Here is a 26,112-nt window from a genome sequence, read left to right on the forward strand (position 1 = left end):
TATTTACTTTGTTTTTATCTTGATCATTCTAGTTTGACCGTCAATTTAGCACCTTTAGTTATTTTATCTCCAGGTGCGATACTTTGCTCCTTGACATAACCACTTCCTTGAACATCAAGTTCGACGCCTGTCAACTCTGAAAGTTTCAAAACATCTAACCGCGCCCAACCCGTTATGTCTGGCATTGTTAGCGTACCATTTGTCACAAGGATCACACGCTGACCTGCCAAAACTTCTGAACCTGAGGTCAACGACTGTTTAACGATCTTTTTACCATTTCCAATAATCGTTGCTGTTAGATCATTGCTATTAAGTTCTGCGGTAGCATCTTTTTTTGACATTCCTGTAACATCTGGCACAGTCGCCTGACTTTTTTCATCATTATTACTGTTTGATTCATCTAAAACACGTTTCATCAACGGATCAAAGATCGAAGCTAACATTTGTGTTTCTGAGTGATCAGCAAAAGTCTTTGGCTGTTTCATCGTGATATACAAGATATATTTAGGATCATCGATCGGCGCCATTCCTGCAACTGAGAACAAATAATTAGTCGAACCCGTCAAATAACCTGTGCCGTTAGCATTAGCGATCTGCGCAGTCCCTGTTTTGACCCCAACATCATGCCCTTCGATCTTATATGCAGTTCCAGTTCCATCTTTATCAGTCACGACATCTTCCATCAACTCTCGAACTTCTTTGGCTGTTTCACTACGGATCGGCCTACCAACAACTTTAGGACTTTGAGAATAGACTGTTTTCCCAGTATTTGGATCCACAACTTTGCTAACTAAATAAGGTTTGACCATCTTCCCATTATTTGCAACTGCTGAGATCGCTTGTAACATCTGAAAAACTGTGACATTGATCCCTTGACCAAAAGCAGTATTAGCTTGTTCGATCGGATATTTATACTCGATACTACCTGAAGCCTCATTGCCTAAACCTGCGTTTGTCGATTTTAACAGACCAAACCGTTTGATATAATTCATCCATGTCTTAGAGCCCATCGCTTGTTCTAATTTAGCCATACCGACATTGGACGACCGAATGAAGCCATCATGATAAGAGATCTCGCCCCAACCAGTTGGTTTCCAATCGTTGATCGCATTACCATCGATCGAATATGAACCTGACTTAAAGGTCGCATTTCCATTATAATTTCCACTGTTGATCGCAGCAGCAGTCGTCAAGATCTTCATGATCGACCCAGGTTCATACGCATCTTCTAGCAAGATATTACGCCACATCTCATTTAACCCATCACCAGTTTGTGGATTAAATGTCGGACGTTGACTAGCAGCAATGATCTCACCTGTCTTCGCATTCATCAAAACTGCCGTCATTGATTTTGGTTTATACGTTTCCTGTGCCTTGCTCATCAATGTTTCTAAATAAGTTTGCGTTCGCGTATCTAAAGTCGTATAAACGTTATCGCCATCTTTAGCTTCCTTTGACTTTGTTTTTGAATTAGGCAAAGTCGTGCCCCGCGAATCGATCGCCTGTGCACTTACACCATTGACCCCTTTTAGCTGGCTATTGAAAACTTTTTCTAGCCCCATGACCCCTACAAGACTCGACTGTTCATTTTCAGCTAGACCGATCAAATGTGAGGCAAAGATCCCATTAGGGTATAACCGTGCTTGGGCTGAAGTAAATTTGATCCCACTGATATTTTCAGCTTCGATCTTTTTCTTCGTTTCCATCGAAATATTTTTTCCTTTACTTCCAAGCTCGACTTGATATAGATCTCCACTAGAATCAAAAAATTGCTTTAAACTATCATAATTCATCCCTAGATTTTGGCTTAAAACCCGCGCCGCTTTTGCTTTTTGGGAATCCCTAAGATAATCAGGTTTGCCATCTAATGTTTTCGCTGTTTTCGATAAAACAACATAGATCGAGTAAGTTGTCGTATCTTCTGCGATCGGTTCGTTTTGGGCATCATAGATCGTTCCCCGATGGGCCTTGATCTCTGTTCTTTCTGCATACATCGCCTGTGCTAATTTCTTTAAATCTTTACCGTGTGCAGTATGCGTCAGACCCACATAAAAAAAACGACCGATAAATGTAATAAAGACGATAACAACCATAAAAAAAAGTGCCCTACCGAAATATTTTCGGTTACGCGTGTCTTGTTTCACATTTATTTGCCGTTTTTTATTGCTCATTTGGTAACATTCCTTATGTTTTTATCATTCATTTTTAAACCAACATCTTTAGCAACTTGCATCAAACGTGAACGACTTGAAAGTTCACTGATCTCTTCTTTCATGTTGGCATTTGACGTTTGTAAGGTCGAAACCTGTTGATCGATCTTTTGGATCTTGGCTTGGGCCTTGGTCACAGTTGTATTAGACCAAATAACTAAGCATGAAAGCCCCATGATCAAAGCGCCTAAACCGACTAAAGCTCGTCTCTCACGTCTTATGTAATGTTTAGGTGTACTCACACCTAGATTTGGTGAAGTTGTAATATTCTTTTTTTCTTGAGAGACCTGAGGTGTTACCTCGATCTTTTTTGCAGCTGATCTAGCCAAAATCTCACATCCTTTACTTATCTATTCTTTTGATCGCTCTTAGCTTAGCCGAATGAGCGCGATGATTAGCTTCTAGTTCAGCTTGGCTTGGTAAGATCGGTTTCTTAGTCACAATTTCGAAATCAGGTCGCATCTCAGCTGGAATGACCGGTAGTCCTGGGGGTAGCTCAGGTAAAGTAGCTCGCTCTTTAAACATCGTTTTAACTAAACGATCTTCTAAAGATTGGAACGTGATCACACTGATCCGCCCATCTAAGGCTAGCAGATCAAAAGCTTGTTCTAAAGATTCCTCTAGTGCCCCTAATTCATCGTTGACAGCGATCCGAATCGCTTGAAAAACCTTTTTAGCTGGATGACCACCTTTACGTCTTGCTTTAGCCGGAATACCAGCTTTGATCAACTCAACAAGTTGACCCGTTGTCTCGATCGGAGCTATTTTACGACTAGCTTCGATCCGCCGAGCGATCGAACGGGCAAATTTTTCCTCACCATAGCGCACAAAGATACGCTCAAGTTCTTGAAAACTCCATTCGTTGACGATCACTTTAGCTGTCAAAGCTCGACTTTGATCCATTCGCATATCTAAGATCGCATCATGTTGGTAACTAAATCCACGTGCGCCCACGTCAAACTGGGGAGAAGAAACGCCTAGATCATATAAGATACCATCGACTTTATGTATTCCATGTTCAGCTAAACATGCTGTTAGATTTCGAAAATTGCTTTTGATAAATGTCAATTTCCCAGATGAAAGCTCTTTTTCAAAGCGACTGTTATTATAATCGATCGCTGTTTGATCTTGATCAAACGAAAAGAGACGTCCACGTGACGAAAGGTGCTTCAAGATCAAGCCTGTATGTCCGCCCCCTCCAAGAGTGCAATCGACATAGACCCCATCTGGTTTGATCGCAAGTTGTTCAACTGCTTCATCTAATAAAACAGTCACGTGGTTGAATTCCGTCATGTTAAATCCCTACAGCTTTCATCGTTTCTTGTAAAACAACTACCTTGTAGACTAAAATATCTACAAAAATAAGTTGGTATACAATTAGATATTACCATAGTTCAAAGCTTTCAACCACATATTAGATAACAATTTCAACATTTTTAGCAAACATTTTAAGCTTTTTTAAATGATACCCAAGAATTTTGCACTTTGGATAAAGATCATAATAAAATAAGCCCCTATTCCGATGATATCTAACGTGCGCCAATAGGTCACAAAAAAGCGCTTGAAGCGAAAGTCATCTTCTGTATAGATCAAATAAAGCGTCAAAACTAGACCATAGGCACTTGCCGCAAAAGCCATGAAAGGTAAGATCGAAAGCCCTGTCCAAGCAACTGAGACACTATGGAGTCCAAAAACTATAAAAACTAACATTACATCCAAGACCAATACTTTTTTAGGCCAAAGTTGGGGGAATTTTTGTTTCACGACTCCCAGTATTATCCAAATGATCACAAGTATGACAAACTCTACATACCATGACGTCAAGCTTTTCAACATTTTTCTCATCCTCAATCAAAATAATACTTTCATTATAGCAATCTCGTTTAGGAGCACGCAATTCTTATCCTATCAAAATGCTAGACATGCTATAATCAAGTTAGGCTATCCCAGATCTACTTCAAATTTTACTAGGTCAGACTAATGTTATTAGTATATAATAGATGAAAAGATGTGGATATGCTCCATCTAAAAAAGTTTTACAATTTTTTAAGCAGTTTATCTTTGGATCAAAGGTAGGTGTCGGTCACAGTGAGAGAAAAAAAGAAAAAGACAACTTTCCAAAAGATCACCATGGTCGTTGTTTGGTTGATGTTGATCTTTACGCTAGGTAGCGTGATCTTAGGATCACTTAGCGCTTTCTTTTAAATAAAAAAGCTTGGAGCTTCATTGAAAACTCCAAGTTTTTTTATTTTATAAGATCGGGGAAAGTAACCTTGAAAAATACTGCTTGAACGTCAACCATCGAGATTGCTTAGCAAAGTATTCGGGGGTCAACTTCGTACATTTCTCAAGATCTTCTTCAAACAAGCGTTTTAATTTCACCGCTAAAACACGATCGTAACAAAAAGCATTGGCTTCAAAGTTCAATTTGAAACTCCTAAAATCTAAGTTAGCAGAGCCGACCGAAGATAATTGTGAATCAACAACAAAAGTTTTAGCATGCAAAAAGCCCGCATCATACGTATACACTTCGACCCCTTTTTCGATAAGATCGCGAGCATAATACTGAGTTGCCCGATAAACAAAAGCATGGTCAGGCATACATGGGATCATGATCTTCACATCTACACCTGAAGAAGCAGCTACACTGAGAGCTTCTAAAACTGAATCATCTGGGATCAAATACGGTGTTTGAATGTAAATATAATCATTAGCACGACTGATCAACTTTAAATAACCTAACTTGATCGCTTCAACATCACTATCTGGCCCCGAAGATACGATCTGGATCCCAACATTTCCTTTTTCAAGATGTAGCGGGAAAAGGTCCTCGCTATATTTGACTTGTTTTTTACCACGAATATTTTTGATCGTTGCGTTCCAATCCATCAAAAAACGCGATTGCATCCCTAAGACGGCATTACCTAAAACACGTAAATGAGTATCTCGCCAATACCCAAATTTTTCTGAACGACTCAAGTATTGATCACCGATATTAAAGCCACCAATATAACCGATCTTCCCATCAATGATCGCTAATTTACGGTGCTCACGATAATTGATCCGCGGACTATGGATCAAAGCTTTTTTATACGCGAAGAAAGGCTCCGCTTCGCCACCAAGACGTTCTAATTCATTAAAGAAATTGCGTTTTTGACCACGTGAACCCATGCTATCGTAGATCACTCGGACTTTGACTCCACGTCGGGCTGCATTTTCTAAACTAGTTAAGATCTTTTTACCGATCCGATCACTAAAAAATGAATAATATTCTAAATGAACATGGTGTTTAGCACGGTCGATATCTGCTAAAAGTGCAGCAAATTTTTCATGACCATCAGTAAAGATCTCAACTTTATTATTTTTGGTCAAGACAGCTTGATCAGTCTCTAAAAGTAAATGCACTGTTTGGCGAGCTTCGTTAGTTCCTAAACCTTCAGGCAGCAATTCTTCTGTTTTCCATTGCTTTTTTTGCAATTCAACTAATTGATCAAGGCCTAAGCGTTCTTGCATCTTCAAATCAAACATTTTTTCTTTTGAGATCTTTTTGCCAACGAACAAATAGATCCCAAAACCAATGATCGGCAATAGATTCAACACAAGTAACCATGCCCAAGTAGCTGTTATATCCCTTTTCTCTTTAAAGACGGTGATGATCGCAACAACTGTATTCAAAATTAAAATTATACCAATAACACTTAAAAGAGTATCCACGTTAACCCCGCTATATAGACCTTAGCTTAAGGTCGTATATTTTTCCTTTCTAACAATATTTCCTTAACAGCAATTCCCTATCGCATTGACTACGCTAAAAGTATACACTTTGAAACTAGTCTTGTCAGGTACTAGGATCACTTTCCAAACCATTTTTTATCAATGCGCTCTAAAGTTCCATTTTGTTTTAAGATCTCAAATCCTTGATCGATCTTAGCTTTGAGTGTCTTATCACCTTTACGCATACCCACGACAAAAGATTCTGAAGCATAGCCTGGATCGATCGTTCGATACTTGTCTGCTCCTTTTTGAGCGATATAGTAGTTAGCATACACACTATCGATCAAAAGTCCTTGGATCCGACCGGCGTCAAGATCCATAAAAGCATTATTGAATGTATCATATTGGATCGTTTCTTTAACATAACGCTTTAAGATCTGTGGTTGGTCTAAATAGGCTTGATAACCTGAAGAACCACTTTGAAGCCCTAAGATCTTTCCTTGCATTTGCTTGGCTGTAGTGATATCTTCATTTTTTCTTGTCACGAGAACTTGTTCATTTTTTAAATACGGTTGGCTAAATGCGACATTCTTAGCCCGCGCTGGCGTCATCGTATAGCCATTCCAGATCAGATCGATCGTTTGGTTACGTAATTCCGTCTCTTTCATCGACCAATCGATCGTTTGAAAATCAGGTGTGATCCCGTAAAGCTTGAAAACTGCACGCGCTAGATCGATATCATACCCAACTAATTTGCCATTTTTTTGGCGAAAACCCATTGGGACAAAACTATCATCTAGTCCGATCACAACTTTTTTGTTTTTCTCGATCTGTTGCCAAGTATCCGTCGTAGCCGCTCGCTTTTTTACATCAGTACAACCACTGATAAAGACGACCCCAAGCAAGCTGAGTATTATTACAAATATTTTTAAATATCTATTCATAATTATCCTTTCCCGTCTATTAATCCGTCAGTGGCTTAACTTTTAAGATATCATCTGCGATCTCTTCGGCAAAAGCCAGGTCATGCGTAACGATGATCTGCGTCATCTGTTCTTTTTTTAGATCTAAAATGATCTCTTTAACAGTATCTCTTAAACCTGGATCAAGAGCTGAGGTCGGTTCATCATAGCATAAGATCTTTGGCCGCATTGCAAGGGCTCGGGCGATCGCGACCCGTTGTTTTTGTCCTCCAGAAAGTTGCCATGGATAAAGATCTTCTTTACCACCAAGTGCTAATTTTTGTAGCAGTTCTTTTGCTTCTGCTTGGGCTTGAACTGTATCTTTTTTTAAAACCATCGTTGGGGCAAGCATCACGTTTTGTAAAACGGTCAAGTGTGGGAAAAGATTATATTCTTGAAACACGACCCCGATCACAGCATCGTTAGTCTGATTGCTATAGGGATCAAACGGCTCCCCATCGATCAAGATCTGCCCGCTATCAATTTTTTCTAAACCACTGATACACCGGAGAAGCGTTGTTTTTCCACCGCCAGACTGCCCCACGATACATAAGATCTTACCATCTTCGACTGTGAGATCAACATGATCTAAGATCGTTCTTTCACCATATTTTTTTGTGATCTGTTTCAACTCTAACATTTGTTTCACCTACTTCCAATAACCATAGTGTTCTTCGATCTTTTTCAAAATATATGTGAAAAAAGCAGTCATGATCAAATACATTCCAGCCACTAAGATCAAGGGAACTAGTGTCACGTCACGACTTGTTGCGACATTCCCCGCACGTAAAAGATCACCTAATCCGATCACATATACTAAACTCGAATCTTTAACTAGATTGATCACTTCATTTCCGATCGAAGGGATCACGATCTTCAAAACTTGTGGAGCAATAACTTTTCTGATCGTTTGCCAATAGCTCAAGCGCAAAACTTTTGCACTCTCATATTGCCCTTTATCGATCGACTGCAACCCCCCACGAAAGATCTCGGCAAAATAAGCGGTATAATTTAAGATAAAAGCAACAAGAGCCGCTTCATAACGCGGTAAAACGATCCCTGTACCTAAGAGAGGTAAACCGTAAAAGACAAAAATCAACTGCAACAGCAACGGTGTCCCACGCATCAACCAAACATATAAACCTAAGACCTTTTGTAAAGGTTTGAATTTTGACATCAATCCTAAAGAGACTAATAACCCCAAAGGTAATGAGCCAACTAACGTCCAAAAAAATACTGATAAAGTAACACCCATCCCCGAAATAAGCGAGGGCATGACCTCCATAATATAATCCATACTATCACTCCATTTTTTATTAAAAACTAAAAACGCCCTCTTAGATCTATGATCTAAGAGGGCGTTTCCACGCGGTTCCACCTCATGTTTGCCATTCTCTCACGAAAAATGGCCTCGACGAGTTTATCAACTCAGGAATAACGGTCCCTGCCGGACATATCTACTGTTATTTCAATATATCGATTTACGGATGTGTTTCAAGGAACTTGCTTCTGTTTTTTTCAGCTTCCAAACAGTCTCTTCTCTAAACAAAAGAACCCCTACTCTTCCGCGCAATATCGTTAAAATAATTTTTTTAAGATTACCATGTATCTAAACAACTGTCAATATATAGCAGACTACTTTTTCTTGAACCAAGAACTCATACGTTTGAAAAAGCCTCCTTGTTCGACTTCTTTTAAAGTCATTAACGGAATCGTTTCTCCTTCTAAACGTCGTGCGATATTACGATACCCTTTTGAAGCTTCGGTCTTTTCATCCAAAATGACTGGTTCACCCTTATTTGAAAATCCGATCACATTATCATCATCAAAAACGATCCCTAATAATTTGATCGAAAGATGTCGCGTGATCTCGTCAACATCCATCATCTGCCCATCATTGACCATCTTCTTTTTGATCCGATTGATGATCAACATTGGCGAACCTTCAAGCTCTTGCTGCTCTAAAAGTCCCACAACTCGATCTGCATCACGGACCGCAGAGATCTCTGGGGTCGATACAACGATCGCTTCATCAGCTCCAGCAACTGCATTTGCAAAGCCTTGCTCGATCCCCGCAGGACAATCAAGTAAAACATAGTCAAATTCAGTTCGCAATTCATCGACGATCGCTTTAGCTTCTTCTGGTTCAAGAGCTGACTTATCTGTATTTTGAGCCGCTGGTAATAAAAATAATTTATCCTCAAAGCGTTTGTCTTTGATCAACGCTTGCGGTAACTTAGCCCGTCCTTTGGCGACATCGACAATATCATAAATGATCCGATTGTCTAAGCCTAAAATAACATCCAAGTTACGTAACCCGATATCAAGATCGACTAAGCAAACTTTTTTGCCCATCAAAGCTAAAGCTGCTCCTAGATTAGCCGTTGTAGTCGTCTTACCTACACCGCCTTTACCAGAAGTAATAACGATCGATTTTCCCATTTAAAAGCCTCCTACTTGTGTAAAAATTTTAGGTCTGAGCATTTTTAATTCATCTAGCGTCGTATAACTAAATGCGTGGAGATCATTTACATAGGCTACATCTTTATCCAAAAGATCATCGCTCTCAATGATATCAACTAGATCACTGATCCTTAATTGTTGGGCTGTCTTGATATTTCCCGTGATCACAGCGATCACATTATCTGGATAACCAGCATGTAAGACCCCGTCGACCTGACCTAACACAAAAATACTCCCCGTCGCTTGTAAAATACCACCTTGATGCACATTTCCTAAGAACAATACATCACCGTTGATCGTTTTGACTTGACCATTTCGTACTGTATCTGTATTTAAATGAACTGTATGCTCTTCAAGAAACTCCAAGGCATCTTTCGTACTAACAACATCAGATACAAAACGATGGATCGAAAAACGTGGATATCCTCCGATCAAAGCCTCGATCTTTTGCTTTTGTTTTGCATCGAACAATCTTGCTCCAGTATTGACTGTAAACGATAATCGCTCATCTTTCTCGACCGTATCGCGTTGCAATTTACGAAATAGCTCTTGCAATTCACGTATGATCTGTTCGAAATCAGCATTATCTTTTAAGAGCAATTCATAGCCATCTTTATAACCTTTTAACACCACTGTCGGCATCAGCACACACTGCTATACATAATGTGGACTCACCTGAGTTTTATTCATATGAGTAAAAAGAAATACAGCTTTTCCTTTCCGAAATTTATTACCACTATCGACATCATAATTCGCAAAAATGACCATTTTTAGTTTTATTGAGACCTTAAAATATCCATACCCACATTTCAACTTTCTTTATGGATATCTGTGCTCCCCTGTGATCAAAATCTACACTAGGTCAATGTGAAAATCTTTCAAACCAATTTTTTACTGGGATAAATAAAAGCACAAATAGCGCTAAATTAAAGACGATCGTTGGCCACAATACATGTAAGCTAAAATCAGCTACATTTACATTAGTCAAACCGATCAAATTATTTGCCCAATAAGCTAGAGCAGAGACGATCGTGATATCTATTAGATATATTAATAGTACCACAAGAAAGGTCGAAGTAAAAAAACGATACACTTCGCGGTTCAAATAAACGATAAGTGGAAAAATGATGATAAAGATCCCTAAGATCCCTGTATAGTATATATCAAAGACTAATCCCGTCAAAAAGGCCCACCACAGCAAATGATCGACTTTACCGTAAAAGACTGCCATTACTAACCAAAAAAGTGCTAAGCGACTTTCGATCGTAATATCAGTCGTAAATAGATGAGATGCATATAAACTACTCAAAGTTCCGTCTAAGAAGACACAAATGATCAACCCTAACGGAAAGAAATAGGCCACGTTTGTTTTTCTCATCATACTTTTCTGCTATATAAAATATGGAATCATATAAAGCATAGCTGTTCTATATGGTCAGAAAGAAATATAGCTTTTCCCTTCTTAATTTTATTTACTACGGTCAACATTAGTTTCCCCATATCTTCACCAGATAGATAATAGTATCGACTAACTTAGGAAAGCTATTTCATCCGTAATATTTTCGATCTAATAAAGCTAACAGATCAGCAACTGTATTTTCGTCTCTATCCATGCTCAAACCACATTCATAACACATAATTTTATCATGTTTCTGACTACCAAAAGACCTCGTTCACCTTGACCAGCTTTGCATTTAAAACATTTTTGGTACTTATGATGATACTCCCAGCTAAGATCATGCCACGGTCATTTGGCCAAACAATCAGCCTCACGCATCTGATACCCACTCCATATTTCATCTTTCTAGTAGATACTACAATGCTACTTTACTGTTAGATCACTTTAGCTAATCTTCTCGCTTAGCCACTGTTACAACACTTAAGTCAGTCATATCTGCTGCTGGTCTGATATAAACTTTCGTCGCCAGCCCATCATCATCATTTGTAACTTTAGCGACAGTCCCGATCAATAATCCTTTAGGTGTATTCCCACCCATTCCTGAAGTGATGACTTGGGCACCTTTTTTGATCTTAGTTTTTGAAGTGATCTGTCCCATGATCAATTGGTTCTTTTGACTATCATAACCTGTGATCAAACCATTGATCACTTGTCCATCACTTTCAAGTTGTACCGCAAAACGATTTGAAGCATCATTTTGGGTCGTCAATAATTCAACTTTACTGTTTGATTTGTTAACTTCTACAACACGACCAACAAGACCTTTGCGTGACATAACTGCTGAGTTTTTAGTTACTCCAGCTATTGATCCTTTTGAGATCACGATCTGATTTTGCCAAGCTGAAGGTGCTCTCGAGATCACATGAGCACTGATCTTAGTATAATCAGTCAAAGAGCGATCTAATTTCAACTGTTCTTTTAATTGTTTATTTTCCTTGCGTAACGTTTGATTTTCGACTTTATCAGCCGCTAACTGATCGATCTGTTGTTTGAGCTTTTGATTTTCTTCATAAGTATTCAACAGATCAGTGACTGAGCTACCAGCATTAGCTACTAACCCGACCGGATAACTTATGACGCGATCGACCAGACCAAAAGCTTCATTTCCGACTTGCTGTACAACCCCCGGAGTCGAGCGATTATTACGAACAGTGATCGAATATGCGACCAGTAAAAAACTAATGATCAAAGCTATTAAGGTAATGACAAGCTTTTTATTGAAAAAAAACTTTTGCATAAAGCTCTGTTATATACAAGGTGAACAAATACGCTACTGCATATTTGCGAAAGTAATATATTTTCCTTTCCTAATTTTATCTATGATGCACTAAAAAAATACATCATCTGTCTTAGTAGTGCTAGGAATCTCTCTAAGAATAGTTTAAGCTATCTTTCAATATAAAAAGGCTGGTTATCTCACACTTTGCCACTTTCTATAGCCACCCTTTGTTGCTTTTTAAAATAACCTCATCAGTAAAAATTAAGAGGCTGGACACGCGACCAACCTCTTAAATAATTAATTGCCAATATTATCTTTTCTTCATGACATCGATACTCTTCAAAGATTCGCCAGTACCAACTGCCACACAATCTAATGGATCTTGCGCTACAGACACAGGAACCTTTGTTGCTTCAGAGATAACATCTGGCAAGTGTCGTAAGAGGGCACCACCACCGGTCAAGACGATCCCGTGATCGATCACATCGGCTGCGATCTCAGGTGATGTTTCTTCAAGTGTTTCTTTGATCGCAGTAATGATCTCTTGTACCACTTCTTGGATCGCTTCAGCAACATCTTCCGGTTGGATCTCGATCGTTTTTGGTAGTCCCGTTACAAGATCACGCCCACGGATCGTTTGACTATCTAATTCTTTAGCTGCCTCAACAGAAGCAGAAGCAACATTGATCTTTAATTGTTCAGCTGTCCGTTCACCGATCAACAAGTTATAGTTTTTACGGACATAGTAAATGATCGAGTCATCAATCTTATCGCCAGCCATTCGGATCGAACGGCTCGAAACGATCCCACCTAAAGAGATCGTTGCTACATCAGTTGTCCCACCACCGATATCGACTACCATGCTCCCAGTTGGGTCCATCACAGGAAGGCCTGCACCGATCGCAGCTGCAAATGGCTCCTCGATCACATAAGCATCTTTCGCGCCTGCAACACGTGTAGCATCAATAACTGCACGTTTTTCCACTTCAGTAACTCCACTTGGAACACAAACCATCACATATGGCTTGGCTGATTTACTTCCGACGGCTTTTTCAATATAATATTTCATCATAGAAACAGTCGTATCGTAATCTGCGATAACCCCATCTTTCATTGGACGGATCGCTACGATACTTGCAGGTGTACGTCCGATCATATCTCGTGCTTCTGAGCCGACCGATACAATCTCACCTGTTTTGGTATTTTTAGCTACGACTGAAGGTTCACGTAATACGATCCCTTTATTTTCAGCATAAACGATCGTGTTAGCAGTTCCTAAGTCGATCCCGATATTTTTCGTTCCGATTCCGAACACTTTGTTTCATCCCTTCGAACACTCTAACGAGTAATTAATTTAAGATAATTTAATTGTAACATTGAATAGCACTTGTTTCCAACACATTTTCATGTTTTTATCACGCTGATGATTATACCATAAAACACTTCTAGGTTGGACTACCCCCTGCATTTTCTTACCTAAGAAACAATTAAGATTATCTTAAAGATCATACTTACTCACTAATATTTACTAATGCTGCTTGAAACCCATTTTTACCTTCAAGCGCGACAAACTCGACTTTTTGCCCAGGTTCAAGTACTTTATATCCTGTTTTTTCGATCGCCGTATAGTGAACAAAAAGTTCTTCTTTTTTATTATCATCTGGGATAATAAAACCATAACCCTTATTTTTATTGAAGCTTTTGACTGTTCCGTGTAACATTCTCATTTCACCTTTTCATTCAATTTATTAAGATCTTCGCCTCAGAAAAACTTAAATAAGCATCTTTACCAATGATGATATGATCTAAAAGCGGGATCCCAAGTATCTCGCCACAAACTTTGAGCCGTTTAGTCAACGCTATGTCATTAGGTGAAGGTTCAAGCTGTCCGCTTGGATGATTATGAGCTACGATAAAGCGGGCTGCTGCATACTTTAAAGCTGTACCTAGGACTTCACGCGGATGTACAGTCGCAGCGTTCAAAGTCCCAACAAAAAGCTCTTCAACAGCTATCAGTTGATTCTTAGTATCCAAGTAGATCCCCCAAAGTTTTTCTTGCTTTTGGAGTCCAAACCGCTTGACTAAGTAATCCCCTAAGATCTTGCTCGAACAAAATTGACCAAATGTCAGACGCGCATAACTTTGATAACGTCGCGTAAACTCAGCTAGAGCCAATAATTGTGCTTGCTTTGTTTCATTTAGTGTTGACTTGACTAGATCTTGTTTATAATAGTAACACAACTCACCTAAAAACTTGTGCTGTTCAAAATATTTTTTTACAAAAATCTCTGCTGACCGCGTACCGATCCCAGCTAAGATCAAGTATAGTAGTTCAGCGTCTTCAAGCTGCTTTGCTCCATAATTATTAACTTTTTGACGTAATTCACCACTCTTAGATAAATGCATCTGGCTCACTTCCCTATTTGCTCTTTTATATTAAAAATACGTACTTCATTTAAAATATTTGCGCACTTCAGCAATAAAATAAAGTGAACCAGTAAATAAGATCATATCGTCGCCTGACATCTCATTTAAAACTTGCTTGAATGCAGTGGCCCAATCCATCTCGACTTGGATCTGCTCTTTTTTCTTTAAAGCTACGATATCAGCTACTTTTCGCGGAGCTTCAAAAGTGACTGCGATCAAAGTTACATTAGGAAGACTTTTGATCTGCTCGAGCATCAACTCGACTTGTTTATCAGCTAAGATCGCCATGATCACATAAATATGTTGGGTAGCAAATCTTTCTTTTAACATTTGCCGTAACCGTTTGATCCCATCTTCATTATGCGCTCCGTCTAACATGACCAACGGTTCTTGTAAGACTATCTCTGTTCTTCCAGGCCATGTAGTATCTGCTAAAGCATGCGCGATCTCTTTTGGATAGACCTTGATCTTAGCATTTTGAGCTAAAACTAAAAAGGCTGTCAACGCCACACTAGCATTTTCTACTTGATAAGCCCCTAGCAGTCTTGTTTTCAAACTTTTTTGGACATAGTTTAGCCCGGTGTAGTCAAATACTTCTCCTAAAAAATCTCGTTTCTTTTGGAAAACATTGAATTCAAGCCCCGCTCGATAATAAGGCGCCCCCATTTCTTTGGCTCTTTTTTCGATCACAGCTAAGCTCTCTTCGGCCATCTTCCCGATCACAACAGGTTTGTTAGCTTTAATGATCCCCGCTTTAGCTGTTGCGATCTGTGTCAGTGAATCACCTAAGATCTGCATGTGATCATACGAAACAGAAGTGATCACTGCTAATTCAGGTGTCAAAATATTCGTCGAATCATACGTCCCCCCGATCCCGACTTCAACAAGCGCATAATCAGGCTGAACTTTGGCAAAATATAAAAACATCAACATCGTTACGACTTCAAATTCTTTTGGTCCTTGCCCATCATACTCTTGGTCTAACCGTAAAACAACTGGTTCAAGACGCTGAACTAATTCAACTAGTATCTCGTCGGGAATATCTCGTCCATTTAAACGGATCCGTTCATTGAAACGCGTGATATAAGGTGAGGTAAAAGTCCCGACTTCAAGACCATGAGCTTGCAAAAGTTTACTTAAATAAGCTACTGTCGATCCCTTACCGTTTGTTCCCGTTACGTGGACAAAACGTGTCTTTTTTTGCGGGTCACCTAAATAATGGGCAAAACGCCGCATACGTTCCAGACTAGGATCTTTAGTAAATTTTCGTCTTCCATGAATAAAAGCTAAAGCCTCTGCATACGTTTTAACTGCCATCTTTTTTCCTTTCTTGCCTCTAATAAAAAAGGCGCCCAAACGGTCGCCTTTTTTATTAATCAACTTGTGCTTTTAAAACTTCGATCCGTTCATTTGTAGCTTCGAGCTTATCACGATAACCAGCAAGCTTTTCTTTTTCTTTTGCTACGACTTCCGCCGGTGCATTTTGAACAAACCGTTCGTTACCGAGTTTCTTTTCTCCCCGCATAACTTCACTTTCAAGTTTTTGTGCTTCTTTTTGCAAACGAGCGATCTCTTCGTTTAGATCGATCAAATCTGCCAACGGTAAGTAAACTTCTGCTCCAGTGATCACCGAAGTCATTGCTAACGCAGGTGCTTTGACATCTGCTGAAATCACAAGTTCTTTTGGATGACAGAAACGTTCGATATATTCTTTGTTATTTTCAAAGACTGCTTTTGTCGTTTCAGAAGTCGTCTTGATCAAAATATCGATCGCAGAAGACATTGGAGCATTGACTTCTGCCCGGTTATTTCGCACAGCTTTGATCAATTCGATCAAGTTTTCCATTTGCTCTTCAGCAACTTGATCGTCAAATTCAGGGTGTTCCACTGGATAAGCCGCTGTTACAAGTGAGCGTCCTTCATGTGGCATCGTTAACCAGATCTGTTCTGTCACAAATGGCATGATCGGATGTAAAAGACGCAAGGTTTGGTCTAAGACATAGCATAAGATATTTTGCGTATTAGCTTTAGCCTTAGCATCATCCCCAGTCAAGTTTTCTTTAGCCATTTCGATATACCAATCACAAAAATCATTCCAGATGAAGTTATATAAAGCGCGCCCAGCTTCACCAAATTCAAAGTTATCAAAAAGACGTGTAACTTCTTTAACAACATCATTTAAACGACTTAAGATCCACTTATCAGCTAACTGCCATTCAGAATGTGCTGGTAACGTTGCCGTTGTTTGTTCATCTAAGTTCATGATCACAAAACGACTCGCATTCCAGATCTTATTGATGAAGTTCCAAGCGGCATCCATCTTTGTATATGAGAAACGAACATCTTGCCCTGGTGCAGAACCATTTGATAAGAACCAACGCAAAGCATCAGCGCCATATTTATCGATCACATCCATCGGATCGATCCCGTTTCCAAGTGATTTACTCATCTTACGTCCTTGTTCATCTCGGATCAAGCCGTGGATCAAAACATCCTTAAACGGACGACGCCCAGTAAATTCAACACTTTGGAAGATCATCCGTGAGACCCAAAAGAAGATGATATCATACCCTGTAACTAATGTATTAGTTGGGAAATAACGTTTGAAATCAGGTGCTTCTGTATCTGGCCAACCCATCGTTGAAAATGGCCATAAGGCACTGGAGAACCATGTGTCTAATACATCTGGATCTTGTTCCCAATTTTCGATATCAGCTGGCGCTTCTTCCCCAACATAAGTTTCACCTGTTTTTTTGTTATACCAAGCTGGGATCTGGTGGCCCCACCATAACTGCCGTGAAATGACCCAATCATGCACATTTTCCATCCATTGTGTAAATGTCTTCTCAAATCGTTCTGGCACAAAATCGACCCGATCGTCACCTTTTTGGTTAGCTAAAGCTTGTTCTGCTAAAGGTTTCATCTTCACAAACCACTGGGTAGACAGACGAGCTTCAACTGGGACACCCGTTCTTTCTGAATGGCCTACGCTATGTGTGATCTTTTCGATATTCAACATATAACCTTGTTCTTCAAGATCTTTAACGATCGCTTTGCGAGCTTCAAAACGATCCATACCATTATATTTACCAGCACGTTCGTTCATCGTACCGTCGTCATTCATCGTATTGATTCGTTCAAGATCATGACGGTTTCCAACTTCAAAGTCATTTGGGTCGTGGGCTGGCGTGATCTTGACCATCCCAGTCCCAAACTCAGGATCAACATATTGGTCAGCAATGATCGGAATATGACGTCCTTGCAATGGAAGTAAAACTTCTTTGCCGATCAACTCTTGATAGCGCTCATCTTTTGGATTGACTGCAACTGCGACGTCACCCATCATCGTTTCTGGACGAGTCGTTGCGATCTCGATATAATCCTTACCGTTAAATGTCGTTCCATCAACAAATGGATATTTGACATGGTAAAATGCACCTTCATCATCTTGGTGGATAACTTCGATATCAGATAAAGCTGTCCGCGCTTTTGGATCCCAGTTGATGATATATTCACCACGGTAGATCAAGCCTTTCTCATATAATTTGACAAAGACTCGACGCACAGCTTTGGAAAGACCTTCGTCTAAGGTAAAACGTTCGCGCTCATAGTCAAGCGAAAGACCTAATTTAGCCCATTGAGCATGGATAATATCAGCGTATTCACCTTTCCATTCCCAAACTTTTTCGATAAATTTTTCACGTCCAAGATCATAACGTGAGATCCCTTCTTCAGCTAAGCGTGCTTCAACTTTAGCTTGAGTCGCGATCCCTGCATGATCCATCCCTGGAAGCCATAAAGTATCAAATCCTTGCATACGTTTTTGGCGGATCAACATATCTTGTAACGTTGTATCCCAGGCATGGCCTAAGTGTAATTTCCCAGTAACATTTGGTGGGGGGATCACGATCGAATAAGGTTTTGCTTTTTGATCACCACTTGGTTTAAAGAGTCCAGCTTCGACCCATTGTTGGTAACGTCCAGGTTCAACTTGACTTGGATCGTACTTCGTTGACATTTCAAGCTCTTTTGCCATTGTTTCCTTCCTTTCTTTGACCAGATCTATCACAATAAAAAAGCACCGCCATCCGCTTAGGACGACAGTGCCGTGGTACCACCTAAATTGGGCTTTTACCCCTCTTTAATATCTTGGTTAACGAATAGATATCCGGTCGTACTTACTTAGTTTCAGTATGACAGCTCACAAGCTACATCTTGTCTAAATGTTGAAACGTTCCACCGCCCCGCTTCTCTCTGCAAACATCTTCTTTAACAAGACCTCTTGTTCAAAGCTTATAGGTGTATTTTAGCTTGTCGTTTAGAGAACGTCAAGCACTTTTACAAGAGATCCGCAAAGGCTTCTTGTTTTCCATGCATAAATTCGTCTCCGATCTTGATCTCGGAGACTTCGATCCCAGCTAAAGCACGTTCGATCAAACCATTAACGTCTAAACGTTCTTCGTAGTAACGGGCTTTATCGATCTTTGGTTTTGTTTTTGGTGCTGGTGGAGCAAAAACAGTACAACAATCTTCAAATGGTTGGATCGAAAGATCAAAAGTATCGATATCTTGTGCGATCTTGATGATCTCATTTTTATCCATCGAAACGACAGGTCTTAAAACTGGCATCGTAGTAACATCATTGATCGCTGCCATACTTTCAAGTGTTTGTGAAGCAACTTGTCCTAAAGCTTCACCGTTAAAGATCGCTAGACCATTTCTTTTTCTTGCGATCAACTCACTTAAACGTAACATAAAACGCCGTTGGAGCGTCATCAAATAACCAGAAGGAACTTTTTCCTTGATCGTTTCTTGGATCTCAGTAAATGGTACTGCAATAAATTGGATCTTACCGACATAAGGTGTCAACTTAGCAGTCAGTTCTTTAGCCTTGTTCAAAGCCTGTTCGCTTGTATAAGGGGGGCTAAAGAAGTGGACCATCTCGATATCAACACCGCGTTTCATCGCTAAATACCCAGCAACTGGTGAATCGATCCCACCAGAAAGCATCAAAACAGCTTTACCAGCCGTCCCAACAGGTAAACCACCTGCACCATCAAAAGTTTCATATGAAAGATAGATCCCATTTACCCGTACTTCAACACGCAAAGTAATATCAGGAGCTTTCATTTTGACTTTGATGCCAGAGACATTTTTCAAAATATGCCCACCTAGCATATCATTGAGCTCGTTTGTATCATATTGGAAATTGTGATCAGAACGACGTGTATTGATCTTAAACGTTAGACCTTCATGATATTTTTCTGCTAACATTTGAGCTGCGACTTCTTTGACTTTTTCAACATCACGTTCAACGCGGATCGAAGGTGAAAAATTTTGGATCCCAAAAACTTGACTCAAACGAGCCATAACTGGCGTTGCATCTTCACCGTTCAATTGGATGTGCATCCGATCGCGATGAGCTTTGATAACTAAAGCTGGAAAGTCATGTAATGCTTGGCGCACATTAAAGCCTAAGCGATCGATAAAATTCTGGCGATTTTTGCCTTTAGTTGAAAGTTCGCCGTAACGAACCATGATCTCTGTATATTGCATTTTGCTTCCTTTCTCTTTTTAAGAATTGATCTTTAAAAATTTTTGGTATAATTCATCAAAAACAGCGATAAATTCATCTGCTTGAGCTAACGTGTTTTGTTCATCTAAGCTGACTCTAACAGCCGAGGTCGCGATCTTTTCATCGACATTCATGGCATGTAATGTTGACGAGACTTGGCCTTTTTTCGAAGAACATGCGCTCGTCGTTGATAAATAGATCCCTTTATCTTCAAACGCATGTACGATCGTCTCACCGCGCACACCAGCGATCGCAAAACAAAGGATATGGGGAGCAAAGTTAGCATCGTTGCCTGAAAAGATTGTCACCTTATCATATTGCTTAAGGTGTGTGTAGAGCTTTTCTTTGATCTGTGCTTCTAAAGCGACATTTTTAGCTTGATCTGCAAGCAATAAGCGTAAGGCCTTGGCCATCGCTACGATCGCTGGTAGATTTTCTGTACTACTACGCAAGTTTTTTTCTTGCCCTCCACCAGTGATCAAAGGTGCTAGCTTGCGCCCACGCTTTTTATATAAGACTCCAACACCACGAGGTGCATGAAATTTATGTCCCGATAAAGTCACTAGATCAACGCGTTCGTTCATAATAAACGAAGTCTCGACTTTGCCGATCGCTTGAACTGCATCAACATGAAAATGAATTTTAGGATAGCCTTGTAAAATTTCAGCGATCTCAGTGATAGGCTGGATCGTCCCCACTTCATTATTAACAGCCATGACAGAAACTAAGATCGTATCTTTTCGCAAAGCTTGTTTCAGATCAGCAAGCGCGATCTGCCCGTTTTGATCGACTGGAAGATAAGTTACTTCAAAGCCTAACTTTTCTAACTGCTTCATCGAATTGATCACCGCTGGATGTTCGACCGCTGTCGTGATCAAATGCTTGCCGTAGATCCTTTTTTCGAGTGCAGTTCCCTTTAAGGCCCAGTTATCACTCTCAGTTCCACCACTTGTAAAAAAAACTTCATCACTTTGACAGCCTAAAAGCGTGGCGATCTGCTGTCTGGCTTGTTCTAAAAGATCAAAGGCATTTTCACCTAACTTATGCAACGAAGAAGGGTTGCCCCAAATATCTTGGCTGACCTTAGTATAAGCAGCCAAGACCTCTGGTAAAACTTTGGTCGTTGCACTATTGTCAAAATATATCATAATTACCCCTTCTACTTGCTTTCAATTAAGACTCATACTTACAAATTATAAGGACTAAAGCTAAGTTATGCAACTCAACTTTAGTCCTCAAATTCTTTCATTGAAATTATAACATCTGCTCTAAAATGAAACAATCATCATTACAAGAAAGACCTGCCGTAAACGACAGGTCCGCTCTAAACAACAGCACGTCTTTGAGCACTGTCTTTATAATTGTTTTCGATCCGCTTGTAGCAACCAGGTTCAACAGTCTCTAAAGCTTCTGAGATCGTATCTAGAGCACTCATATAATCGTACTCACGCGCAAATAATTCATACGCTTGGGCATAAGCTGCAGCAACTTCAGGATACTTGTTTCGATAACGATTAGCATACTGCAACATCTCTTCTGTCAAAGCTGAACTATCAATGATCTCTTGCGTTTTTTGCGCCAAAACATCTAGATCTGATTGCGTGTTGATCAGATCATGTGCAATCTGTTCCATATCAAGTTGGATCTTGTTAAGATCGCGATCGAGTTGCTCGATCTCATCTCCAACTTTGAAGAAGTATTCGACATAATCGCTTGGTAGCCCTGGTAAATTCAAATTCTCAACTTCACGTTTCAAACGGTGGATATCATTATCAAAACCTTGCACAGCAGCAACCGCTTCTTTTTCTTCTTCAAAAAGGTCAGAAACACTTTCGCTGATCTGCTTTTGCTCTTCTTCGAGTTTGGTCAAACTCTCTAGATCTTTAGTTTGTTCTGCCAAGATCTGACTATAAACTACAGGTCGCTTATCTTTGGCAGCTAAATAAGCCTCAAAACGCTGGCTGATCGCTTTTAATTGCTCATCTAAAGCATGAGCATCTTCTAGTTCATTATGATTCAAAGTATAATTTTGACTTAACCGATCTAATTCGATCAAAAGTTCTTTTTCTTGATGCTTGGCATGTTTTAAAAACTCAGCAAAATGCTCTTCTTGGCGTGTAACTTTTACTTTAGCTTCGTATTCATTTTCCATTACTTCATACGCTGAATCGATCAACTCAGCTAGTTCTTGGTCACACGCCTCTGCCTTAGGAACATCAGCAGCTTTTAAATAAGCTTCATCTTCTTGAAGTAGCTTTTCGATTTGCGTGATTTTTTGGGCAACATCCTCTTTAAAGGCATATTTTTCTTTTGTCAGTTGTGCAAGGCCTGTTTTTAATTCAGTGAGTTGTTCAGGGAAAACATTTTTTAAATTACGGTAGATGGGCGGTAATTTTTTGAGTGCGATCTTTAAGACACTTGTCTTTTGTTCTAACGAACGCAATAACTCATTTGAACTGACAAAATCGCCAGCTTGTGTAACTTGAGCATATTTGTCAAAATCTTTTTCTAAGGCGCTCAACTCTTCTTCAAGTTTATCGATGCTTGGACCATAAGAAAAGTTCTTCGCTAATAACGTCCTGCGGATCGCTTGATACTCTTCTTTACGTTCGGTGATCGCCTTTTTATGGACTTCAGCTGTTTGTTTGAGTTCAACTAAAGTTGCTTTTAATTCGTCATATTGCGCCTTAGCGACTGCAACTTGTTGCTCCCGTGCTTTTAATGGGCTCGTAAGTTTTACGAGTTGGTATCCCTGCACCTTGGCTTGTAGTTCATTCAAATGTTCAGATAATTCAGGCAATTGTTGATTGATCAAAGCATGGTAATCATGTTTGACTTTTGTAAATTCTTCTAAGCTATCACCCGATAAATTCAAAGCCTCGACTGCTGTCAATTCAGCTTCTAACGGCGTTTCAACTAGCTTTTCTATCTCGTTTTTGGCTGCTACGATCCGCTCGTCATAAGATCGCTGTAAAAAAAGTATCGTTGCATAGATTGCTACTGCAACCAAAACGATCGCAACTAAAACTACTACCATCTGATTCCCACCCTTGTAAAATTACTCACTGTTATAACTTGCTCTTATCAGCAAATACGTTTAAAATTTATTCTTAATTATAACATAGTTACTATCTTTGATACAGGTTTAACGATCAAAAGGTCGTAGACGATCTTTTCCTTGAAGAAAGCTTGGCCGTAAGGAAAAGAAGCTTTATCTCAAATTTAAAGAAAGGACACTACGTTTTTTCAAATAAAGACGGCCCGTAGTATTTTTTTATGTCACTTTTAGCTGAACAATTAGATGCTCTTTTGTATAACGAAACTGACCAAATCGCTAATCTCGCTAACGCTTCAGCACTTTTAAACGAGGCGCTAGCTGATGTCAATTGGGTCGGGTTTTATCTTTACCATGAACAGACCGATGAACTCGTTTTAGGACCTTTCCAAGGCAAGGTCGCTTGCATGCACATCAAAAACGGTCAAGGTGTCTGTGGAACAGCCTTTAAACAACAAAAATGTTTACGGATCGCAAACGTACACGAGTTCAAAGGGCATATCGCTTGTGACTCTGCTTCAAATTCTGAGCTTGTGATCCCACTTTTTAAAGGTGAACGTCCTTTTGGTGTTTTAGATATCGATTCGCCTAGTTTTGACCGTTTCACAGCTGAAGACGAAGCTACTTTATGCGAATTTGCTCAAACTTTAATGAAACATCTCTGATCTTTGAAAGGTGGGATCTTTAATGCAAGAAGAACTTCAAGGCTTTACTAACATTCAAAAACTTGATCCTGATATTCTCGTTGATCTTAAGTACGCTACTTCAGATAATTTTACGCATCAAGTCATCTATGACTTTACAACTGCGATCGCTCGTACTGGCACAGCTCATAAATTAGCTAAAGCTAGCGCACTTGTCAAAGCAAAAGGTTATCGTCTTAAAGTTTGGGATGCTTATCGTCCCGTAACTGCTCAAAAACGTTTATTCGAAGTTTATCCTGACCCCAACTTTGTGGCGCCACCAGATCCAAATTTCAGTCATCAAAAAGGCGTAACTTTTGACTTGACTTTGACCGACGCAAATGGAAATGATCTTCCCATGCCAACTGCCTTTGACGATTTTTCGCCGGCAGCTTCACGAACATACCCACACACAGGCGCTGCCAAAAAATACTATACGATCTTAAATGAAGCTATGGTAAAAGCAGGTTTTGTCGGTTATGAAAACGAATGGTGGGACTATCGTGATAGCCAGATGGACGAATATGGACCAAGGTCAGCTGATCCTAACGACTACTAAATAACAATAAAAGCACTGGAGCTCCAGTGCTTTTATTGTTATTTAGTCAATAGACTCGAAAAAGCTTCAAGTGACATATCTGGTACGACTCGTTGGCGGTGTAATTCATACAATCCTTGCGCCTTTGTAGCTAGACCTGGTTGCGTTGTTAAAGCTAGTTTATAACCGACTTTTTGTGCTAAAGTCGTTGAGATCTCGTTATAACGGCCGACAGGATAAACTAAAAAGTCCGTCTTATGTTGCAAAGTCTGCTTGAACCAATCTTTGGAAGCTTGCAGTTCATTTTGTTGCTCAGCTTCATTCAAGCGATTTAATTCTTGATGATTTTGGGTATGGCTGACGAAGGTGATCCATTTACTTTTTTGTAAATGTTTGATTTGTTCTAATGTCAACATACCTGGAGTTCCAACTTTGCTTGTGATCAAAGCGATCGTGGCCCGAATCTGATATTTTTTTAAAAGCGGCCACGCATTGGTGTAATTGTCTTCATAACCATCATCAAAACTGACTAAAACCATTTTTTTGTGGCCACGCGGACGTTTATTTTCAGTCAAAGCTTTATAGGCTTCAGCTGGTGTCAAAGTGTAGTAGCCATTATCGTGTAAATATTTCAGCTGTTGCTCAAGTTGCTCAGGTGGGACACATAGCCTATTTCCCGGCTTATTTTCGATACTATGATACATCAAGATCGGAAAACTAAGTGGTTCAGTGGCTTTTTGCCATTTAGGCGCCGATTTTTTAGCTGCTAGAGTTGTTTGTGGTAACAATATCATTATTGCTAAAATAACTAAAAATACTAAACTATATCTTTTTAACATCAAATCATCCCCTGATCTAACATGACCTTATTTATTAATTTTTTCTAAATCGATTATATCCTATTTCTTGTTTTTTGCCTATACTAGGCTTGACAGTTAGTGATGCTCTTGTTAAAATAGCGTTTGTGTAAAATAATGCAGCGGTGAGCGGTAAGCTCGTCAACATTTCATTGCCAATTTGGTCCGTACCAGTACCCCTTCGGCTGCAAGGGTGAAAGTCGCAAAATGAAATGCACGAATACTAAACTCACACATTATTTTACTCCAAACAAATTATTGGAGGAATTTTTAATGTCTCGTTATACAGGTCCTTCCTGGAAAGTTTCCCGTCGTTTAGGGATCTCTCTTTCCGGTACAGGTAAAGAATTAGCTCGTCGTCCATACGCACCAGGTCAACACGGCCAAAACAACCGTCGTAAGTTATCAGAATACGGTCTTCAATTGCGCGAAAAGCAAAAGCTTCGTATGACATACGGTTTATCTGAACGCCAATTTGCTAACCTTTTCTTAAAGGCTGGTAAGATCCGCGAAGGTAAGCACGGTGATAACTTCATGATCTTATTAGAACGTCGCTTAGACAACGTTGTTTACCGTTTAGGTTTGGCTTCAACTCGTCGCCAAGCTCGCCAATTGGTAAACCACGGTCACATCACAGTTGATGGCAAACGCGTGGATATCCCTTCATACGAAGTTAAACCAGGTCAAGTTATCTCCTTACGTGAACGTTCAAAAGACTTAAAAGTTGTTAAAGAAGCTTTAGAATCTGTTGTTGGGCGCGTCCCATTCGTTGCTTTCGACGAAAACACAATGGAAGGTTCATTAGTTCGTTTACCAGAACGTGACGAACTCGATGCAAACATCGATGAATCACTCGTTGTTGAATACTACAACAAACTTTAATATCAACTTTGATATTTTATTTAGAGTCCAGCCAAGCTGGGCTCTTTTTTTACAGAATATCTTTTAGA

At 39.7% G+C, this 26,112-nt stretch carries 25 protein-coding genes and 2 other annotated features; of the genes, 4 read left to right on the top strand and 21 right to left on the bottom strand.

Annotated elements, in window-relative coordinates:
- Positions 1-23: 23 nt before the first annotated feature.
- The 4 genes from QFX10_RS10465 to QFX10_RS10480 all read right to left on the bottom strand — a co-directional run bounded on the left by QFX10_RS10465 (position 24) and on the right by QFX10_RS10480 (position 4,046).
- On the bottom strand, positions 24-2,171 hold the full coding sequence (locus QFX10_RS10465) for a penicillin-binding transpeptidase domain-containing protein (protein ID WP_280606160.1): 2,148 nt from the start codon (positions 2,169-2,171) through the stop codon (positions 24-26).
- Positions 2,168-2,539, bottom strand: coding sequence for a cell division protein FtsL (gene ftsL / locus QFX10_RS10470; RefSeq protein WP_280606161.1), 372 nt, complete (start codon positions 2,537-2,539; stop codon positions 2,168-2,170). The genes QFX10_RS10465 and ftsL overlap by 4 nt, the downstream gene beginning before the upstream one ends.
- A gap of 13 nt (positions 2,540-2,552) precedes the next feature.
- Positions 2,553-3,503, bottom strand: a complete 951-nt coding sequence (rsmH, locus tag QFX10_RS10475; RefSeq protein WP_280606162.1) for a 16S rRNA (cytosine(1402)-N(4))-methyltransferase RsmH — start codon at positions 3,501-3,503, stop codon at positions 2,553-2,555.
- Between the two features lie 165 nt (positions 3,504-3,668).
- A complete protein-coding gene (locus QFX10_RS10480) occupies positions 3,669-4,046 on the bottom strand; it encodes a DUF3397 family protein (protein ID WP_280606163.1) in 378 nt (125 codons plus the stop codon).
- A 252-nt stretch (positions 4,047-4,298) separates the two neighbouring features.
- On the opposite strand from QFX10_RS10480, the gene QFX10_RS10485 reads away from it, so the two are divergent.
- Positions 4,299-4,415 carry a DUF4044 domain-containing protein gene (locus QFX10_RS10485; protein WP_280606164.1) on the top strand — a complete coding sequence of 39 codons (117 nt, stop codon included), beginning with the start codon at positions 4,299-4,301 and terminating at the stop codon, positions 4,413-4,415.
- A 45-nt stretch (positions 4,416-4,460) separates the two neighbouring features.
- On the opposite strand, the gene cls is transcribed toward QFX10_RS10485, so the two are convergent.
- From cls to ezrA, 16 genes are all read right to left on the bottom strand, one after another.
- Positions 4,461-5,924 carry a cardiolipin synthase gene (gene cls / locus QFX10_RS10490; protein ID WP_280606165.1) on the bottom strand — a complete coding sequence of 488 codons (1,464 nt, stop codon included), beginning with the start codon at positions 5,922-5,924 and terminating at the stop codon, positions 4,461-4,463.
- A gap of 137 nt (positions 5,925-6,061) precedes the next feature.
- Positions 6,062-6,868, bottom strand: a complete 807-nt coding sequence (locus QFX10_RS10495; protein WP_280606166.1) for an amino acid ABC transporter substrate-binding protein — start codon at positions 6,866-6,868, stop codon at positions 6,062-6,064.
- Positions 6,869-6,887: 19 nt separating this feature from the next.
- A complete protein-coding gene (locus tag QFX10_RS10500; protein ID WP_280606167.1) occupies positions 6,888-7,526 on the bottom strand; it encodes an amino acid ABC transporter ATP-binding protein in 639 nt (212 codons plus the stop codon).
- A 9-nt stretch (positions 7,527-7,535) separates the two neighbouring features.
- Positions 7,536-8,183, bottom strand: a complete 648-nt coding sequence (locus QFX10_RS10505) for an amino acid ABC transporter permease (protein WP_280606168.1) — start codon at positions 8,181-8,183, stop codon at positions 7,536-7,538.
- A 54-nt stretch (positions 8,184-8,237) separates the two neighbouring features.
- Positions 8,238-8,468: a binding site (T-box leader), on the bottom strand.
- Positions 8,469-8,521: 53 nt separating this feature from the next.
- Entirely contained in the window at positions 8,522-9,328 is an 807-nt protein-coding gene (gene minD, locus QFX10_RS10510) for a septum site-determining protein MinD (protein ID WP_280606169.1), read from the bottom strand.
- Positions 9,329-9,991, bottom strand: a complete 663-nt coding sequence (locus QFX10_RS10515) for a septum site-determining protein MinC (protein WP_280606170.1) — start codon at positions 9,989-9,991, stop codon at positions 9,329-9,331.
- A 220-nt stretch (positions 9,992-10,211) separates the two neighbouring features.
- Positions 10,212-10,730 carry a rod shape-determining protein MreD gene (mreD, locus tag QFX10_RS10520; RefSeq protein ID WP_280606171.1) on the bottom strand — a complete coding sequence of 173 codons (519 nt, stop codon included), beginning with the start codon at positions 10,728-10,730 and terminating at the stop codon, positions 10,212-10,214.
- 466 nt (positions 10,731-11,196) lie between these two features.
- Entirely contained in the window at positions 11,197-12,045 is an 849-nt protein-coding gene (gene mreC / locus QFX10_RS10525; protein WP_280606172.1) for a rod shape-determining protein MreC, read from the bottom strand.
- Between the two features lie 292 nt (positions 12,046-12,337).
- Entirely contained in the window at positions 12,338-13,342 is a 1,005-nt protein-coding gene (locus QFX10_RS10530) for a rod shape-determining protein (RefSeq protein WP_280606173.1), read from the bottom strand.
- Between the two features lie 196 nt (positions 13,343-13,538).
- Positions 13,539-13,748, bottom strand: coding sequence for a cold-shock protein (locus QFX10_RS10535; RefSeq protein WP_280606174.1), 210 nt, complete (start codon positions 13,746-13,748; stop codon positions 13,539-13,541).
- A gap of 19 nt (positions 13,749-13,767) precedes the next feature.
- On the bottom strand, positions 13,768-14,433 hold the full coding sequence (radC, locus tag QFX10_RS10540) for a RadC family protein (protein WP_280606175.1): 666 nt from the start codon (positions 14,431-14,433) through the stop codon (positions 13,768-13,770).
- A 45-nt stretch (positions 14,434-14,478) separates the two neighbouring features.
- Positions 14,479-15,771, bottom strand: coding sequence for a bifunctional folylpolyglutamate synthase/dihydrofolate synthase (locus QFX10_RS10545; RefSeq protein ID WP_280606176.1), 1,293 nt, complete (start codon positions 15,769-15,771; stop codon positions 14,479-14,481).
- 55 nt (positions 15,772-15,826) lie between these two features.
- Positions 15,827-18,490 carry a valine--tRNA ligase gene (locus QFX10_RS10550; RefSeq protein WP_280606177.1) on the bottom strand — a complete coding sequence of 888 codons (2,664 nt, stop codon included), beginning with the start codon at positions 18,488-18,490 and terminating at the stop codon, positions 15,827-15,829.
- A 54-nt stretch (positions 18,491-18,544) separates the two neighbouring features.
- Positions 18,545-18,753 (bottom strand) — a binding site (T-box leader).
- 39 nt (positions 18,754-18,792) lie between these two features.
- Complete coding sequence (gene thiI, locus QFX10_RS10555; protein WP_280606178.1) at positions 18,793-20,010, bottom strand: tRNA uracil 4-sulfurtransferase ThiI; 1,218 nt, start codon at positions 20,008-20,010, stop codon at positions 18,793-18,795.
- Positions 20,011-20,028: 18 nt separating this feature from the next.
- On the bottom strand, positions 20,029-21,177 hold the full coding sequence (locus QFX10_RS10560) for a cysteine desulfurase family protein (protein WP_280606179.1): 1,149 nt from the start codon (positions 21,175-21,177) through the stop codon (positions 20,029-20,031).
- Positions 21,178-21,353: 176 nt separating this feature from the next.
- Positions 21,354-23,066, bottom strand: coding sequence for a septation ring formation regulator EzrA (gene ezrA / locus QFX10_RS10565; RefSeq protein WP_280606180.1), 1,713 nt, complete (start codon positions 23,064-23,066; stop codon positions 21,354-21,356).
- Positions 23,067-23,305: 239 nt separating this feature from the next.
- Here ezrA and QFX10_RS10570 point away from each other — a divergent pair, with 239 nt between their 5' ends.
- Positions 23,306-23,749 carry a GAF domain-containing protein gene (locus QFX10_RS10570; RefSeq protein ID WP_280606181.1) on the top strand — a complete coding sequence of 148 codons (444 nt, stop codon included), beginning with the start codon at positions 23,306-23,308 and terminating at the stop codon, positions 23,747-23,749.
- Between the two features lie 22 nt (positions 23,750-23,771).
- Positions 23,772-24,326 (top strand): M15 family metallopeptidase, encoded by a 555-nt coding sequence (locus tag QFX10_RS10575; RefSeq protein ID WP_280606182.1) that lies wholly within the window; start codon positions 23,772-23,774, stop codon positions 24,324-24,326.
- A 38-nt stretch (positions 24,327-24,364) separates the two neighbouring features.
- On the opposite strand, the gene QFX10_RS10580 is transcribed toward QFX10_RS10575, so the two are convergent.
- Positions 24,365-25,144 carry a polysaccharide deacetylase family protein gene (locus tag QFX10_RS10580; RefSeq protein WP_280606183.1) on the bottom strand — a complete coding sequence of 260 codons (780 nt, stop codon included), beginning with the start codon at positions 25,142-25,144 and terminating at the stop codon, positions 24,365-24,367.
- A gap of 291 nt (positions 25,145-25,435) precedes the next feature.
- Here QFX10_RS10580 and rpsD point away from each other — a divergent pair, with 291 nt between their 5' ends.
- The gene (rpsD, locus tag QFX10_RS10585; RefSeq protein WP_280606184.1) at positions 25,436-26,044 is read left to right on the top strand and encodes a 30S ribosomal protein S4; all 609 of its coding nucleotides are present in this window, start codon (positions 25,436-25,438) and stop codon (positions 26,042-26,044) included.
- The last annotated feature ends 68 nt before the right edge of the window (positions 26,045-26,112 follow it).

This window comes from Ligilactobacillus faecis, from assembly GCF_029889745.1.
In the GTDB taxonomy this organism is placed as follows: Bacteria; Bacillota; Bacilli; order Lactobacillales; family Lactobacillaceae; genus Ligilactobacillus; species Ligilactobacillus faecis.